Raw genomic sequence first — 14,045 nt, 5'->3', positions numbered from 1 at the left:
TATAACGTAATTACGTAAAACAATAATAATATGAGGTGATGTCGTTTGACAACTTCTAGAGATTACGGAACTGAGCTTGATTTGCTTACCAAGGAAATGCACGAGCTCAAGCAAATGTTAAGTCAAGTGATTAATGCTCGTCCTTCTCAAAAACATTCTCAGACCGCTTCGCTGAGCCAAGATCAACTAACAGATGGAATCGAGCACGATTTAGATTTAGGCACTATATTTTATTCGGGGCAATATCGTGGACATAATGGCTTCAGGTGGGACCCCAGACAACAGGAAGTCCATCACTTACTCGGCCTTGATACGGACAAAGTGGCAAAAATTTTAGCGGCACTCGGGAATAAGCAACGGCTCGACATCTTGTTTGCTGTTTTACAGGAACCGCTCTCCGGCTCTGAAATCGTAGAAAGGCTAAACTTAGGAACCACTGGGCAGCTTTATCACCATACCAAAGCTTTGCTTGGTGCCGATCTTTTAGTCCAAGAAGAACGCGGAGGAAAATATTCGCTGCCTGCTCATCGAACCCTGCCGCTGCTGCTCTTGTTGACTGCCATTACTGACCTGCATGATACGAGCCATTATATAGAACTTACTGAGGCTAGAAATAACGTAGAGGCCTATTTAGGTGAAAATAACGAGGGGTACGATCCGCATTATCTTTTATGGGCAGTAATAGATAATTCGCTGTTTGAGCACCAAGCTGGATATTGTACGGAGCTTAATATCGTACTTCACAGTGATACGAGCATCACCGTTTCTGATAATGGTAGGGGTATTCCGATTCAAGCCTTTCCTCAATCGAAGAAGACTCCGGTACAAGCCGTTCTTACAGAGCTTGGGCATTATAACAAGAGCGCATCCGTGGTAGCCTCAGATGGGCTAAAAGGCATAAATATGCCCGTGGTTAACGCTTTATCCGAACAGCTTTCCGTAGAGGTTCGCCGTGAAGGGAAAGTATTTCGTCAAGATTTTAAACATGGCATTCCGCAAAGTGAACTGCTTGTCTTAGGAATGACTAAAGAAACGGGCACCAGCATTACCTTCAAGCCAAATCCGGATATTTTTAAATATCATTTTGATAAGGCAGCAATAATAGATCGTTTAGCGGAAATACAATTGAAATTCCCCAACCTAAAAGCTGAAATGCTAGAGTAGCTTTAAGATGGGCTCGAGTGATGCAGAAGACGGCGGAATACGTCCACTATCTTCTGCATCACTATTATTCATGGGTTGGAATGTAAACATCGACTTCTTCAGGGAACTTTGGGTTTGCGAAGTGGTAAACCTCCAAAGCGAGCGCTTTAGGGTTATTAATAATGCCATGGTTGTTTAAATAGCTATGAATCGATTCGTATGGATCGCCATCGCATCTGATAGCTCCATACCGGTGTGCAGGGATTGTAAATGAGATCATACCTTCTGGCAATTCACCGAACTCGCTAACCTCCATGCAGAAACAATAAGTGAATATAACCTCAGAATTAAAATGTGCACATATGTATCGTTCAGGGTTCTGTACATTTTGAATTTCAGTTCTGCGTTCTTCGAATCTCTCTCTTGCTTGCTTCAAGATTTCCGAGGTTCCATTAAACGGATGGGTAATGGGGAGCCCCACCAGCTTCATCTCATTAAGCCTGACAAGACAGGGTTGATTTTGTAGACGATTGTTTTCCATCATACAACCTCATTTATCGTGGATTTTAGAAGAATTGTCAAATAGATTTCGAATGAAATGACCTCTTAACAATCAGCTTTTTTCAAGGGTTAATTGCCACGAAACACCGTATTTATCTGCAACCCATCCAAATTTTTCACTAAACGGATAAGCGGCCAAGAGAAATGGCATATAAAATGAGCACCGCACCATAGAGATTCCAAACACTCGGTATGGATGCAGCAGCTAAAATCCCTATACAAGCGGGTAGTATCAACATGATAAAAACGATTAGAATCGTTTGATCGTCCACCGGCATCCTCGTATATGGGTTCCAAAACAATAAAAGGCAACTCAAAATGATACATCCCACAGAAGCTGCCCAAGCACAAATGGAATATTTCATATGAATAAATACCTCCTTTGTACTATTCCATAGTTTGAAACCCACACCGAAATCCAACGTTTAGCCTCATAAAAGACTAACCTCTTTAATCATTCTTTATGTTAAAGATGATATAACTCATTGAACTCCCTTAGTCGATATCGTTTTTTTATGTGAAATACCGAGGTGGCGATATTTGATGGTGACAGTTTCAATTGTTTTCTCATCACCTATCGTAATGGCGTAAATTTTGTCCGCATCTGTTGCCGTACCACTATTCACTTTTTCCATTTGTTTTTGCGGTGATGTTCCTGTTGGGATTATTACCTCGTCTATCGTTTTAAAAGTATAATCCTGTTCTTCCATCCCCTCGAAACGGTCTGAAACTATAAATCCTTTTGAAGGAGTGCTCACTTGCATTTTAACCCGTGCAGGTGCAGTGCCTGCATTTATTAGTACCTCGTCGATTTCAATATCTCCGATTAAACCTTTATTGCCAACTTCAACTAAGACGATATGTCTATCGTTTGTTGAAGAGCTCGCCCCTGCTGCTATAGGCGGGTTGGATTTCGAGTAAACATAAGTACCACCAAATACGAGGAAGCAGCAAACGATTAGTAAAATGATTTTTTTCAGAATGGATCACTCCTTCTTTAGCGTCATTTCACTTTATGTGCTAATATCATGGATTGCTACCAGCAGCTTTTCACGTGTAATACGCCCTTCATTTAGCTGGCGTCTTCCCAGCACCTAGCCGCAGCTTATAATCCAGCAGTCGAAAAGCTTTTACAACAGATTCTTTGGGAGCCACGCCATACCGATCACCGATGTTAACCTCAAAATAGGAGCCATCATCACCTCTATCCCGCACTGACTGTGACAAGCCGATGCCTGTTTCTATAGCGATATCGGTTAGGATCAGCTCAAGCTGCTCCTTCTTTGCTGTCGAGTGAACATGAAACATATTGGAAACAGGTACTTCAGGGATGGTCTTCATTCGATGGCACCCGTTATATAATTCAGCAAGCTCCTGCGCTTCCCTATAATACTTCTCCATATGCGGGAGCCGCCGCTCCATGTAGTAATCTGCGGCGATAATATAAGGATACAGGCTGATTAGATCACCGCCGTGACGTCTTTTCCAAGTCTTCGATTCTTCTGTAAAATCACGAGCTCCGGCTAAGACAGCTCCTGCAATCCCGCCAATTCCTTTGTAGAACGAGATATACACGCTATCGAAGAGCGAGCATACCTCTCGAGCCGACTTTCGATAATAAGGAAGAATCTCGAACAACCTAGCTCCATCCAGATGAAGCTTTATCCCTCTTTCACGGCAAAATGCCGACATGGCTTCAAGCTCTGCAAATTCCGGCAATTGTCCGCCAATTTCCCTCTGCGGCAGCTCCAGAAGCAAACAAGCGATATCTTCCTTCAGGTCAAGCAGATCCTTAAGAAGGACAGGCCTTTCTTCATCCGCCAGTAATACCGATTCAAGATGGTGAAGCTCTTTCATGCCGTCTTTCTCATGAATTTCCAGGTGGCTTAAGGGATGATAGCCAACTTTCTTAATCCCTTTCTCGTCGCACCATATCCGGAGCGCAATTTGCTGTGCCATTGTACCGCTGGGGAAAAAAACAGCCGATTCTTTGCCAAGCAGGCTTGCCATTCGTTCCTCAAAATTCTCGATTAGTACCCCCTTGCCGTACATATCGCTATCCTGCTCATCATCCCATTGCCCTAGCGCTTCTTTCAGCACCTGCACATTCCGTCTTCCATGACCGATTAAAGGGTAGCTGGCTTGATTATATGCTTGAATTAGTGTCGTTGTTTTTTCCATCCTGTAAGACCCCTTTTTTATATTGGTTGTTTATTCCTTCGGCAGTATAGTCCGGTTCATCACGGGAGAAGAAAGGATGACCGACGTGTTCACATTTCCGAAAGGCATGAGTCGCTCTACGAGCTCGCTTAGCCCATCCATCCCCGTTACCGCCGCCTTCAAAATATAGCTGACCGTCCCCGTTACCCGGTGGCACTCGATAATTTCATCATCATTCATGATGCGCTTCTCAAACTCCATCGGAAATACCTTCAATTCGCTCATTTGAATGATCACCTGTATGTTTCTGCCGATTGCAGCAGGCGATACTCGAGCGCCGAACCCAGTAATGACACCCTTCTCCTGTAGACGCAGCAGACGCTCTGATATGCTGGGACGGCTCAGAGCCAATCGTTTGGACAGCTCACTTACCGTCATTCGCCCATCCTCCTGCAGCAGTTGGAGAAGCGTTCGATCCAATTGATCCATTATCACTAGCCCCCTTCATTTTGCAGTAAAAAGGCTGTAATTTAATTCAATGTTATATAAATTTACATCATTTTCATTCTGTTTATCATATATCCGATTCGTGCTGTTTTGTATTCTTATAGTAACAAACTTAAGCAGGTGGTGCATACGTGATGATTCGGAGATCGGATAACAAAATGAAGGAAAACATCAATAAATGGCTTCATATTGCAATAGGCTGCTTCGTTACTACCGGCGGATTAATCATTCTAAAGCATTCGCATATCGTCACTGGAGGAACAGCGGGACTCTCTTTAAGCTTATCTCCCCTGCTGCAAGTCTCATTCCACTATTTATTTGTATTGCTCAACCTTCCATTTTTAATTTTCTCCTACTTTTATATGGGCAAATCCTTTACCTTCAATTCCATTGTTGCTATCGCACTCCTCTCCTCATTAAGCGCTGTGAACGACATATTACCTGCCTTTACGATTCCGTCACTGATCGGATCGATCGTTGGAGGAGTATTCATTGGGGCAGGCATCACCGCCTTGTTCCGTAACGGTGCATCTCTCGGAGGCGCGACGATACTGGCGATTTATTTGCAGAAGAGATATAACGTCAATCCTGGAATGACCAACTTCGTATTCGATCTTCTGGTTGTGATCAGTAGTTTATCTGTATTCTCGCTTCAGAGTGGATTGTTATCTGCTTTATCGATTGCCGTTACATCAGCCTACTTGTCGTTCTATAAAAGAAGGAAGACCGGCTCTAAGCAAGATAAAAAGGAAGTACCGTCTGACGCTGTGACCTCATTATCAACAAGGCTGGATCTTTAGTTACGTTAACAAATGCGGGGCTGAACCTCACTGCGCATCTATAACGTAACTGCTTATCTTGGAGGGTGTGCTTAGTTTCTACATTGCACTTTATACAATGTAGTGGACCCTTTAAAGCAACCTCCCCTGCTACGTTGCAGTTTCTACAATAGAATCCTCAAAATCAATCCAAATTACCTCTTACGACGCTCATTCAGCTGCATTTCTGCAACGTAGCCCTTCCTATCAAGCCTTATGTTAGGTTTCTATTGTACTTTGTGCAATGCAGAGACGAGCTTAAGATTAAACCTATTAATGTAGGCGGCAAATTCAACCTTTAGGTGTGACTCTGAGGAGTGTGGGGTGTGGGGTGTCGGGTGCGAGCTTCTGCTCAGTGTACGAGTCCAAAGCAGGATCCTTATCGGTGATTATTCTGCTAGGAAGCTGCGGCTCCTCGTTATAAAAAGAAGGCTACCGATTCATGAATATCGGTAGCCTTCTTTGCAATTAATGAGCCAATTATTATCTGTTGCCAAACTGCGCATGGTGTAAACGGCTGTAAATGCCGCCCGCCGATACGAGTTCTTCGTGGCGGCCTTGCTCGGAAATTCCTTGCTCCGTGACGACGACAATGCGATCTGCATTTTTGATCGTAGCTAGTCGATGTGCAATAACGAGCGTAGTCCGGCCCACAGACAGCTCAGCCAGCGACTGCTGGATTGCTGCTTCCGTTTCGGTATCGAGAGCCGATGTAGCTTCATCGAGAATGAGAATAGGTGGGTTTTTCAGGAACATCCGCGCAATCGCAAGCCGCTGCTTCTGTCCGCCGGACAGCTTAACGCCGCGTTCGCCAACTACCGTTTCCAGCCCCTGCGGCTGAGCATGGATGAATTCCTCCAGCTTCGCTCTGCGCGCAGCCTCCCAAATATCTTTATCCGACGCGCCAAGCTTACCGTAACTGATGTTCTCTCTAATCGTACCGGCGAACAGGAACACGTCCTGCTGCACGATTCCGATCTGCTTCCGCAGCGAATCCAGCTTCAAATCGCGAATATCGTAGCCATCGACGGAAATGCTTCCGCCTTCAATTTCATAGAAGCGCGGCAGCAGGCTGCAAAGCGTCGTTTTGCCGGCGCCGGAAGGTCCCACGAACGCAATCGTCTCGCCTGCACGGATCGTGAGATCGATATTTTGAAGCACCTTCGCCTCGCCTTCATAACCAAACGTAACATTCCGATATGCAATATTTCCGCTTAAGCGGTCAACCTCCACGGCATTTGGTTTATCCGCAACGTCAGGTGCTGTCTCCAGCAGCTGCACATAACGCTTAAAACCGGCAATGCCTTTCGGATAACTCTCGATAACCGCATTGATTTTTTCAATAGGCTTGAAGAAGATGTTCGTGAGTAAAACAAAGCTAATAAACTCGCCGTACTTCAGATCGCCTTTAATAACAAACCATGTGCCTGCAATCAACACGAATACAGAGACAAGTCTCATCAGCATATAGGTAATCGAAGAGTTCAAACCAATAATTTTGTACGAAATAAGCTTCGCCTCGCGGAAACGCAGGTTGTTCACCTTGAACAGCTTTTTCTCATGGCTTTCGTTCGAGAATGCTTGAACAACACGAATACCGCCAACCGTATCCTCTACGCGTGCGTTAAAATCGGCCATATCCGAAAACAACCGATTCGCAGCTTTCGTCATTTTACCGTTGAACATGAGAACGAGCCAGATGATGATAGGTACAATAACAAAGGTAAGAATAGCTAGTTCCAGATTAATATACGCCATGATGCCGAACGCTCCGACGAGCGTCATCGCAGCAATGAACATATCCTCTGGGCCATGATGGGCAACCTCGCCGATCTCGAATAAATCATTCGTAAGACGCGAGATCAGATGACCGGTCTTCGTGTTGTCAAAGAATCGGAAAGACAGCTTCTGCACATGGTCGAACAGCTTCTTCCGCATGTCTGTCTCAATATTAATCCCAAGCATATGGCCCCAGTATGTAACAACATACTGCAATAAAGTATTAATGATATAAATCACAAGCAAGATTGCGCAGGCTGTAACGATGAGCCCCCAGTTCTCGTCCGGCAACAGCGTATCTATTACATAACTGACTGCCAAGGGGAAGCACAGCTCAAGTACTGCCAGCAGTACCGCACAACAGAAATCAAGAAGAAAAAGCTTCTTGTAAGGCTTGTAGTAGGCAAAAAAGCGTAAAAGCATCGTAAACTCCTTCTTCTTACGTAGTGATAATGATTTTCATTTAAAATGATATACAATCACTACCATGCTGTCAATCCATCGCCAAAATTGATTCGCTCAGGATGGGTATACACATTCATCTCTCCGCCTCTTATAAAACCTACACAGGTGATGCCTAAATCCTCCGCCAAGCGAAGAGCAAGGTCAGTAGGCGCCGACTTGCTGAGCATGATGCCGCAGCCGATTTTTGCTGCTTTCAGTACTGCCTCCGAGGAGAGTCTGCCGCTGAATGCAATCACTTTATCTGAAGTCCGAACACGGTGCAGCAAACAATAGCCGAACAGCTTATCGAGCGCATTGTGACGCCCAATATCCGTTCGTACAGCAAGCAGCTCAGTTGGTGTTCCGATTGCTGCATTATGAACGCCGCCCGTGCTGCGAAATTCGGAGGATGCCTCCTGAAGCTCGCGCATAAAACGAATGCACTGCTCAGCCGATATTTTTGTGCGGGTCATAATCGTTTTGGCCGTCAGCATATCATTGTGAAAATAAAACTGCCGACTCTTGCCGCAGCATGATCCGATAAAACGTTTGGCGTAATGATCCTGGCTTAACGTATGCTTGTGCTCAAGCTCGACATAGGCAAAACCCGCATCCTCCTCGATGCGCAGCGATTTCACCTGCCCGGCTGTACGTATGACCCCTTCGGATGCGAGAAAACCAATGACCAGCTCCTGCAAATGCGATGGCGAGCATACCATAGTTGCAAATTCCTCACCGTCCAGCTTTAAGGTAAGCGGATATTCCGCAGCGATGTCGTCATCCTTCTCCCAGTGGGCGCTGCCATCGTATTTGAGGATGCGCCATTTGGTCGTGTTTGAAAGATCCATTCGAATGCTCCCCTTCCACGCTCAGCTTGCTTATGCTTTATTCCTACCTAACAGCCCTATCTAGGCCGGCGGCTCGATTTCCAGCTCCACAATCCGCTTCTCCATATATTTCGTATCTTTAAAAGCATGATAGGTTTCGGCTTTCTCCACGATAACCGATGCATTATACTCCGGTATGCCTGCAAAGGGCTCATATACACCTTTTGGGAATAGACTATTCCCTTCCGGCCAATACAACTCGATATTGCCCGGTGCAATATCCGCTTGCTTAGCTCTGCCATGGAAGCTCCCGCTTCGGTTATATACAACGATCGCATCTCCTTCGGCGATAGCAAGCTCTGATAAATTCGCTTCATTCATCAGCACGTCGTAGCGTCCAGCATCGTTAAAGGCATCCTTCTCGCCATAAATCATCGAATTGAACTGTTTACCGCGCCTTGTCGTAGCATAGAAATGTCCTTCCGGTATGCGCAGCTCTGGCAGTTCAATCGGCAGCAGGCTGCCCCTCCCATCAGCAGTTGGGCAAAAACCATCCTCACACAGCCATGCCCCGCCCCATTGGAATACATCACCTTGACTTCGCAGCATCTCTACGCCCTCATAGTTCGGTGAAGCCAGCGCAATTTCTCTCCTCACAGCAGCTGCGTCTTTAAACGTGATCGCCGCTTTGAGCTCCGGCCGGATACGTGCAGCTAGATCCGCATAAATTTGCCACTCCGCACGCGCTTCCTCTATCCGTGGCCCTTCGATCGTCGGTGAAAAATAGACCATCCGCTCCGTCGAGGTCGACGTACCGCCGCCTGGCTGTTCGTACCTTGTCATTGCAGGCAGAACGATAACCTCCTCCTGCGCATCCAGCAGCGTCGAGCTGTTCAGCACAATATCTTGATGCACCCGCAAATCAACACTCTCTAAACAACGCTTCACAAAATCAGGATCCGGCATCGTCTCCACAAAATTGCCGCCCGACGTATAAAACAGTTTCAGCTTTCGGTCAGAATGCTCATTCAGCAATGCGTTCTCCAGTGACACCCCTACAATATCACCCTGCCAATCCGGCAGCTTGAAACCCCAAAGCTGCTCCACACGCCGGATATCCGCTCCTTTAAACTCACCGCCAGGTAGGCTGAACGGATCAGCCCCCATTTCGCCTGAGCCCTGAACGCCGCTATGACCGCGAATCGGCATCAAGCCGCAATGCTCCCGCCCGAGAAAACCTCGGAGCAGCGCGAGATTAGCTACCTGCGAAATATTATCCGTTCCGAATCGATGCTGCGTCAGTCCCATGCTCCAAACGAATACACCTGACTTTGCAGCGGCAAGCAGAGCCGCAAAATCCCGCATCCGCTCTCTCGTCAGTCCTGATGATTTCTCCAGCAGCTCCCAACCTTGCTGCTGAATATGAGCCTTCAGCTCCTCATAACCCTTCGTATGCTCACTTACAAAAGCATGATCAATCGCTGAGCCTGACTGCTCCTCCTCCATCTCGAACCAGCTTTTCATGACGCCGTGCATGAATGCAATGTCCCCACCGATGTTCACCTGATAGAAATCGTCTGCCAGCTTCGTGCCAAAGAGAGCCGATTCCGGTATAGACGGTATCCAGTAACCCTCCATTGCCGGCTCGCGATAAGGGTTGATCACGATGATTTTGGTACCTTTGCGCTTCGCCGCATACATATACTTGGTCGATACAGGCTGATTGTTCGCCGCCACACTGCCCCAAAACACGAGCACATCCGTACCGATCCAGTCTTTATAATTGCAGGTAGAAGCTCCTACCCCAATGGAACGCTTCATCGCTGTTTTAGAAGGAGAATGGCAAATGCGGGAGGCGTTATCGATATTGTTCGTCCCGATGAGCCGAGCAGCCTTCCCCGCCACATAATACGATTCATTCGTAATGCCGCGCGCAGTTAAGTAGAACGCCATTTGCTTTGGGTCGATGATTCTCGCTTTGGCAGCAATCCGGTCTAGCGCCTCATCCCATGAAATCCTGCGAAAGCTGCGTTCTCCCTTGCTTCTTATGAGCGGATAAGGCAATCTTCCGAGCTTGCGCAATTGCGTGCTATCCAGCTTTCTCAGCTCATCAATATCTGCATGAAGTACCTCTGCTTTAATCGCAGGCATCGTATTCAGCCGCAGGACGTTCAATCTCGTCGTGCAAATATGGGGACCGTCCAGCGTCTGATCATATAATCCGGACACGCCAAGCGCACAGCCATCACATACGCCCTGCGTCAAAATCCGATAGGCATATGGCAAGTTGTCTCGGTTATCCCACGCTACTTTGAGCGTATCACGAATATGATGGGGCTTAATGCGTCCTAGCCCAAAAGGAGCTTTGCTCACCCACAGCTTCGGGTCTGGCAGCCTCGGCAGCTTAATCGGTCCTGTATGCAATGTTTTCTTCATTAATAATTCACCCCGCTAATGATCATTATGGAACGATTACTATTTACCTTGCTAAACTACTACAAACAAAAGTAAGCGCATACATTAATATCATAAAAATGATTCCACACGAACATTCATCACAGCGTCCATCCTGTCCAGCTTACCTACATAGAGCTCCAAGAGGAAGCTGCCGCCTCCTCCTTGCTAGTCTCTGTTGTCACACCTTCAGTAAAGCTATTATATAGGTAGCACCTGCACCGCCGCCTGCTTCCCGCTCACTTGAATGCCGGATTGCTTCTTGCCGCTCCCCTCCAGATCCTTCAGCATGCGCTCAAGCAGTTCCTTCGCTTTGGGTCCTTCCTTGCCTTGAATTTTTACAACTAGCTGCACACCATTGCCTGAGCCTAGAAGCTTCGCCGCTTGCCGCAGCTTCGTATCATAATCATGGTCCTCTATATGAGCAGTCAAGCGGAGCTCTTTTACTTTGCTAGGCTGCTCCTTCACCTTAACGCCTCGCTTCTCTTGATCAGCCTGCTTCTTCGCCTGCCCTTTGGCCACCAGCTTGCATGGCGGAGGACTGCTCATAAGTGAGGTGCAGACCAAATCCACCTTCAATTCCTTTGCCTTTGCCAGCGCTTCATCACGCGAGATAACGCCAAGATCCTCGCCTCGCAAGCCCGTCAAGTGCACCTCGGAGGCGCGTATTTTTTCATTCATAATAACCATCGATGCCATGTCCGCTTATCGCTCCCTTGCCGTGAATACGGAAAACAGCAGCTTTCACTTGCTAAGCCGCTGTATTTTCCTTCCTTTATTATACGCTTTTATTAGACGTCCAGCGCGGTTTGTTTATGTGCTTTTCCGCCTATGCCTATCTCAGCACTCCTATTCGCTTCAGCTTCGGCCTCATCCCGCTCCGCTTTACGCAGAAACTTCTGGCCTCTCCAGCGAATTAAAGATAGAATGCCGCGGATGTACTCATCCAAGATCATACAAGCATAAATCCCGATGAGGCCATAGCCAAGCTGAATCCCAACAAAGTAAGCTAGTCCCGTAGCAATCAGCCACATCGAGAATACTGAAGTCCACATCGTAAAACGAGTATCGCCTACCGCATTCAATGAGTTGCCGAGCGCCATATTAATCATTTTACCCGGCTGAAGCAGTAAATTCATTCCGAGCAGAGATACGCCTAACGCTACAATTTCTTTGTTTTCTGTAAACATTCCGAGCAGCTGCCGGCCAAACAAATAAATAAGGAACGCGTTGACCGTCACCACCGCAAGCCCGATCCACATCGCTCGGAAGGCGATGCTGTATGCCTCTTTGACCCGGCCCGCTCCAAATAAATGGGCAATTTGAATTTGTACAGCCAGCGCAATCGAATAACCAAGCATGAAGCAGAAGGATTCCAACGTATTCATATACGTCCGCGCCGCCAGCTCATTCGAGCCGAGTATAGCCAAAAAGCTGAAAATAAGCAGCTGCGTAAACACCCAGCAAGACAAATTCACGCCAAGCGGCCATCCAATACGGAGAATTTCACCGAACAGCTTGCGATTAAATACATTAAAATCACGTAAAGCAATCGTACGCTCAAAGGAGCTAAGGAACATAATGAACAGTACGATCGTTGCGAGCAAGCGGCATAACACGGTTGAAATCGCTACACCCATCAAGCCCCATTTTGGAAAACCAAACGCACCGAATATGAACGCATAGTTGAAAAAAACATGCACAACATTCATTCCGATTGCCGTATACATAGGCCCCTTCGTATTGCCTGTATTCCGAATCGACGTGCTAAGTGCTGACATTAACGCTATCAATACCATGCCGCCACCGACTATTGATATATACGTCTTCGCTAGTGGAATCAGATTTTCTGGAAGCTGAAGCACTGCAGCGATCTCTCCTGGAATGAGGATCAGCAGCCCGCTAAGTAAAAGTCCAATGATGGCGCTCACTTTCACCGCCATAATGGCGATCGTACGGGCGTCCTCGCCATTTTTGGAACCAATTTTTTGCGCAATGAGTATGCCCGCTCCACTCGCTACGGTTATAAACAAGGTCGTCAACGCTTGAAACAGCTGATTAGAGAAGCCGACCACCGCTACCGCATCATCCGATATCCGGCTCACCATCAGTGTGTCCGCCGCACCGAGTAAAAACTGTAAAAACAGCTCTATGAAAATCGGCCAAGCCAGCATCCAGAGCGAAATTTTTTTGTTAGGTAAAGCCATCCTGTTGTCCTCCTGCACCGACCGCTTATTAGCGACCGTATCCGTTGTTTATCATCAATCGTCATATCAAATTATAGATGCTATACTGAGCTTGATGTATCACTTTTACAACTGAAACTATAACGATTCAAACTTCAATATTTTAAGGAGAAAATCCTAACATGACCATCATTCATATGACCATTCCGCCGCTGCCGCATTATATCATTGGAGGTTATACCGTTGCCCCTTCAGGCCGCAAGCATCCAAGCAGATGCAACATTAATGTGTTTGATTTGCTTGTAGTCACGCGGGGCTGCTTATACATGGGAGAAGAAGATCGGCATTACGAAGTGAGTGCAGGGCATGCACTCATTCTCAGGCCGGATGCTCACCATTACGCTACGAAGTCTTGCCAAGAGCAAACGGCTTACTATTGGATTCATTTTCAGACGACTGGCGCATGGAGCATATTCGATCAATCCGTGCCAGAAGTGCCGGCAGACAGTGCCAAAACAAGAATACTCACGTCAAACGTTTATACGACACAAACCTTTACCAAGCGACTGCCCCAGTTTGCTAAGCTGCTTCAGCCCTCCAAGATGGACAGCCTACTGCGCCAATTGGTTCAGCTCAATATGAATGATCATATCCCCAGCGTAAAATGGAAGCAGCAGCTCGTGTTTCAAGAGGTTATCGAGCATTTATCCGCATCCATGGAAGCCGATGGGCCATCTCCCTCTATCTTGTGCGCAGAGCAGGCTGCTTCCTATTTGCGAGAACATTATCGTGAGAGTATAACCGCGCAGGAGCTGGGAGATAGCATCAACTTTCATCCCGTTTACATCGCGAGATGCATGCAGAAAGAATTTGGCTGCGCTCCATTTGATTACCTCATGCGTTTCCGGATCGAGCAGGCCAAGCTGCTGCTGCTTCAAACCGATCTGCCTATCGCTCGCATCGGCGAGCAGGTTGGCTTCAATCATGCTGCCTACTTCACATCTTGCTTTGCCAAATACGAGAGCATTTCGCCGCGCAAATATAGACAACGATTTTCACATGGATAAGGATGAGCGCACTCCCTCCACAGCTTCAGGCCGAACGCGGGGCTGCTCCTTCGCTATTTTGGACACTTACCTGCTGCAATCCTGCTCGTAAAAAAGGAA

13 protein-coding genes and 1 pseudogene are annotated in these 14,045 nt (G+C 47.0%); 3 read left to right on the top strand and 11 right to left on the bottom strand.

Features of this window, described 5'->3' with window-relative positions:
* The first annotated feature begins 114 nt into the window (after window positions 1-114).
* On the top strand, window positions 115-1,164 hold the full coding sequence (locus AC787_RS18830) for an ATP-binding protein (protein ID WP_235561009.1): 1,050 nt from the start codon (window positions 115-117) through the stop codon (window positions 1,162-1,164).
* Between the two features lie 64 nt (window positions 1,165-1,228).
* Here the strand turns inward: AC787_RS18830 and AC787_RS18825 are convergent, their stop codons facing one another.
* The 6 genes and pseudogenes from AC787_RS18825 to AC787_RS18805 all read right to left on the bottom strand — a co-directional run bounded on the left by AC787_RS18825 (window position 1,229) and on the right by AC787_RS18805 (window position 4,353).
* The gene (locus AC787_RS18825) at window positions 1,229-1,687 is read right to left on the bottom strand and encodes a GyrI-like domain-containing protein (RefSeq protein WP_082360847.1); all 459 of its coding nucleotides are present in this window, start codon (window positions 1,685-1,687) and stop codon (window positions 1,229-1,231) included.
* Window positions 1,688-1,756: 69 nt separating this feature from the next.
* A pseudogene (locus AC787_RS33345) lies at window positions 1,757-1,843 on the bottom strand (VOC family protein); the annotation flags it as partial.
* Window positions 1,824-1,976 carry a hypothetical protein gene (locus AC787_RS35410; RefSeq protein ID WP_162531873.1) on the bottom strand — a complete coding sequence of 51 codons (153 nt, stop codon included), beginning with the start codon at window positions 1,974-1,976 and terminating at the stop codon, window positions 1,824-1,826. The pseudogene AC787_RS33345 and the gene AC787_RS35410, both read right to left, overlap by 20 nt.
* Before the next feature lie 210 nt (window positions 1,977-2,186).
* Window positions 2,187-2,414: a hypothetical protein gene (locus AC787_RS18815; RefSeq protein WP_235561008.1), complete on the bottom strand. Its 228-nt coding sequence runs from the start codon at window positions 2,412-2,414 to the stop codon at window positions 2,187-2,189.
* Between the two features lie 358 nt (window positions 2,415-2,772).
* On the bottom strand, window positions 2,773-3,885 hold the full coding sequence (locus AC787_RS18810) for a threonine aldolase family protein (protein ID WP_054026187.1): 1,113 nt from the start codon (window positions 3,883-3,885) through the stop codon (window positions 2,773-2,775).
* A gap of 30 nt (window positions 3,886-3,915) precedes the next feature.
* Complete coding sequence (locus AC787_RS18805) at window positions 3,916-4,353, bottom strand: Lrp/AsnC family transcriptional regulator (RefSeq protein WP_054026186.1); 438 nt, start codon at window positions 4,351-4,353, stop codon at window positions 3,916-3,918.
* Window positions 4,354-4,505: 152 nt separating this feature from the next.
* Between AC787_RS18805 and AC787_RS18800 the strand changes: the two genes are divergently transcribed.
* Entirely contained in the window at window positions 4,506-5,171 is a 666-nt protein-coding gene (locus AC787_RS18800; protein ID WP_054026185.1) for a YitT family protein, read from the top strand.
* Window positions 5,172-5,672: 501 nt separating this feature from the next.
* Here the strand turns inward: AC787_RS18800 and AC787_RS18795 are convergent.
* The 5 genes from AC787_RS18795 to AC787_RS18775 all read right to left on the bottom strand — a co-directional run bounded on the left by AC787_RS18795 (window position 5,673) and on the right by AC787_RS18775 (window position 12,900).
* Window positions 5,673-7,391 carry an ABC transporter ATP-binding protein gene (locus AC787_RS18795; RefSeq protein WP_054026184.1) on the bottom strand — a complete coding sequence of 573 codons (1,719 nt, stop codon included), beginning with the start codon at window positions 7,389-7,391 and terminating at the stop codon, window positions 5,673-5,675.
* 59 nt (window positions 7,392-7,450) lie between these two features.
* Window positions 7,451-8,260 carry a formate dehydrogenase accessory sulfurtransferase FdhD gene (fdhD, locus tag AC787_RS18790; RefSeq protein ID WP_054026183.1) on the bottom strand — a complete coding sequence of 270 codons (810 nt, stop codon included), beginning with the start codon at window positions 8,258-8,260 and terminating at the stop codon, window positions 7,451-7,453.
* Window positions 8,261-8,320: 60 nt separating this feature from the next.
* Window positions 8,321-10,675: an FdhF/YdeP family oxidoreductase gene (locus AC787_RS18785; protein ID WP_054026182.1), complete on the bottom strand. Its 2,355-nt coding sequence runs from the start codon at window positions 10,673-10,675 to the stop codon at window positions 8,321-8,323.
* Between the two features lie 219 nt (window positions 10,676-10,894).
* A complete protein-coding gene (infC, locus tag AC787_RS18780; RefSeq protein ID WP_054027137.1) occupies window positions 10,895-11,383 on the bottom strand; it encodes a translation initiation factor IF-3 in 489 nt (162 codons plus the stop codon).
* A 101-nt stretch (window positions 11,384-11,484) separates the two neighbouring features.
* Window positions 11,485-12,900 carry an MATE family efflux transporter gene (locus tag AC787_RS18775; protein ID WP_082360845.1) on the bottom strand — a complete coding sequence of 472 codons (1,416 nt, stop codon included), beginning with the start codon at window positions 12,898-12,900 and terminating at the stop codon, window positions 11,485-11,487.
* Window positions 12,901-13,061: 161 nt separating this feature from the next.
* Here AC787_RS18775 and AC787_RS18770 point away from each other — a divergent pair, with 161 nt between their 5' ends.
* Window positions 13,062-13,946 (top strand): AraC family transcriptional regulator, encoded by an 885-nt coding sequence (locus tag AC787_RS18770; protein WP_054026181.1) that lies wholly within the window; start codon window positions 13,062-13,064, stop codon window positions 13,944-13,946.
* Window positions 13,947-14,045: the final 99 nt, after the last annotated feature.

Source organism: Bacillus sp. FJAT-28004 (assembly GCF_001280845.1).
Classification (GTDB): domain Bacteria; phylum Bacillota; class Bacilli; order Paenibacillales; family Paenibacillaceae; genus Pristimantibacillus.
Note: the sequence above shows the minus strand (reverse complement) of the source record. Positions and strands in the feature narration are given on the sequence as shown.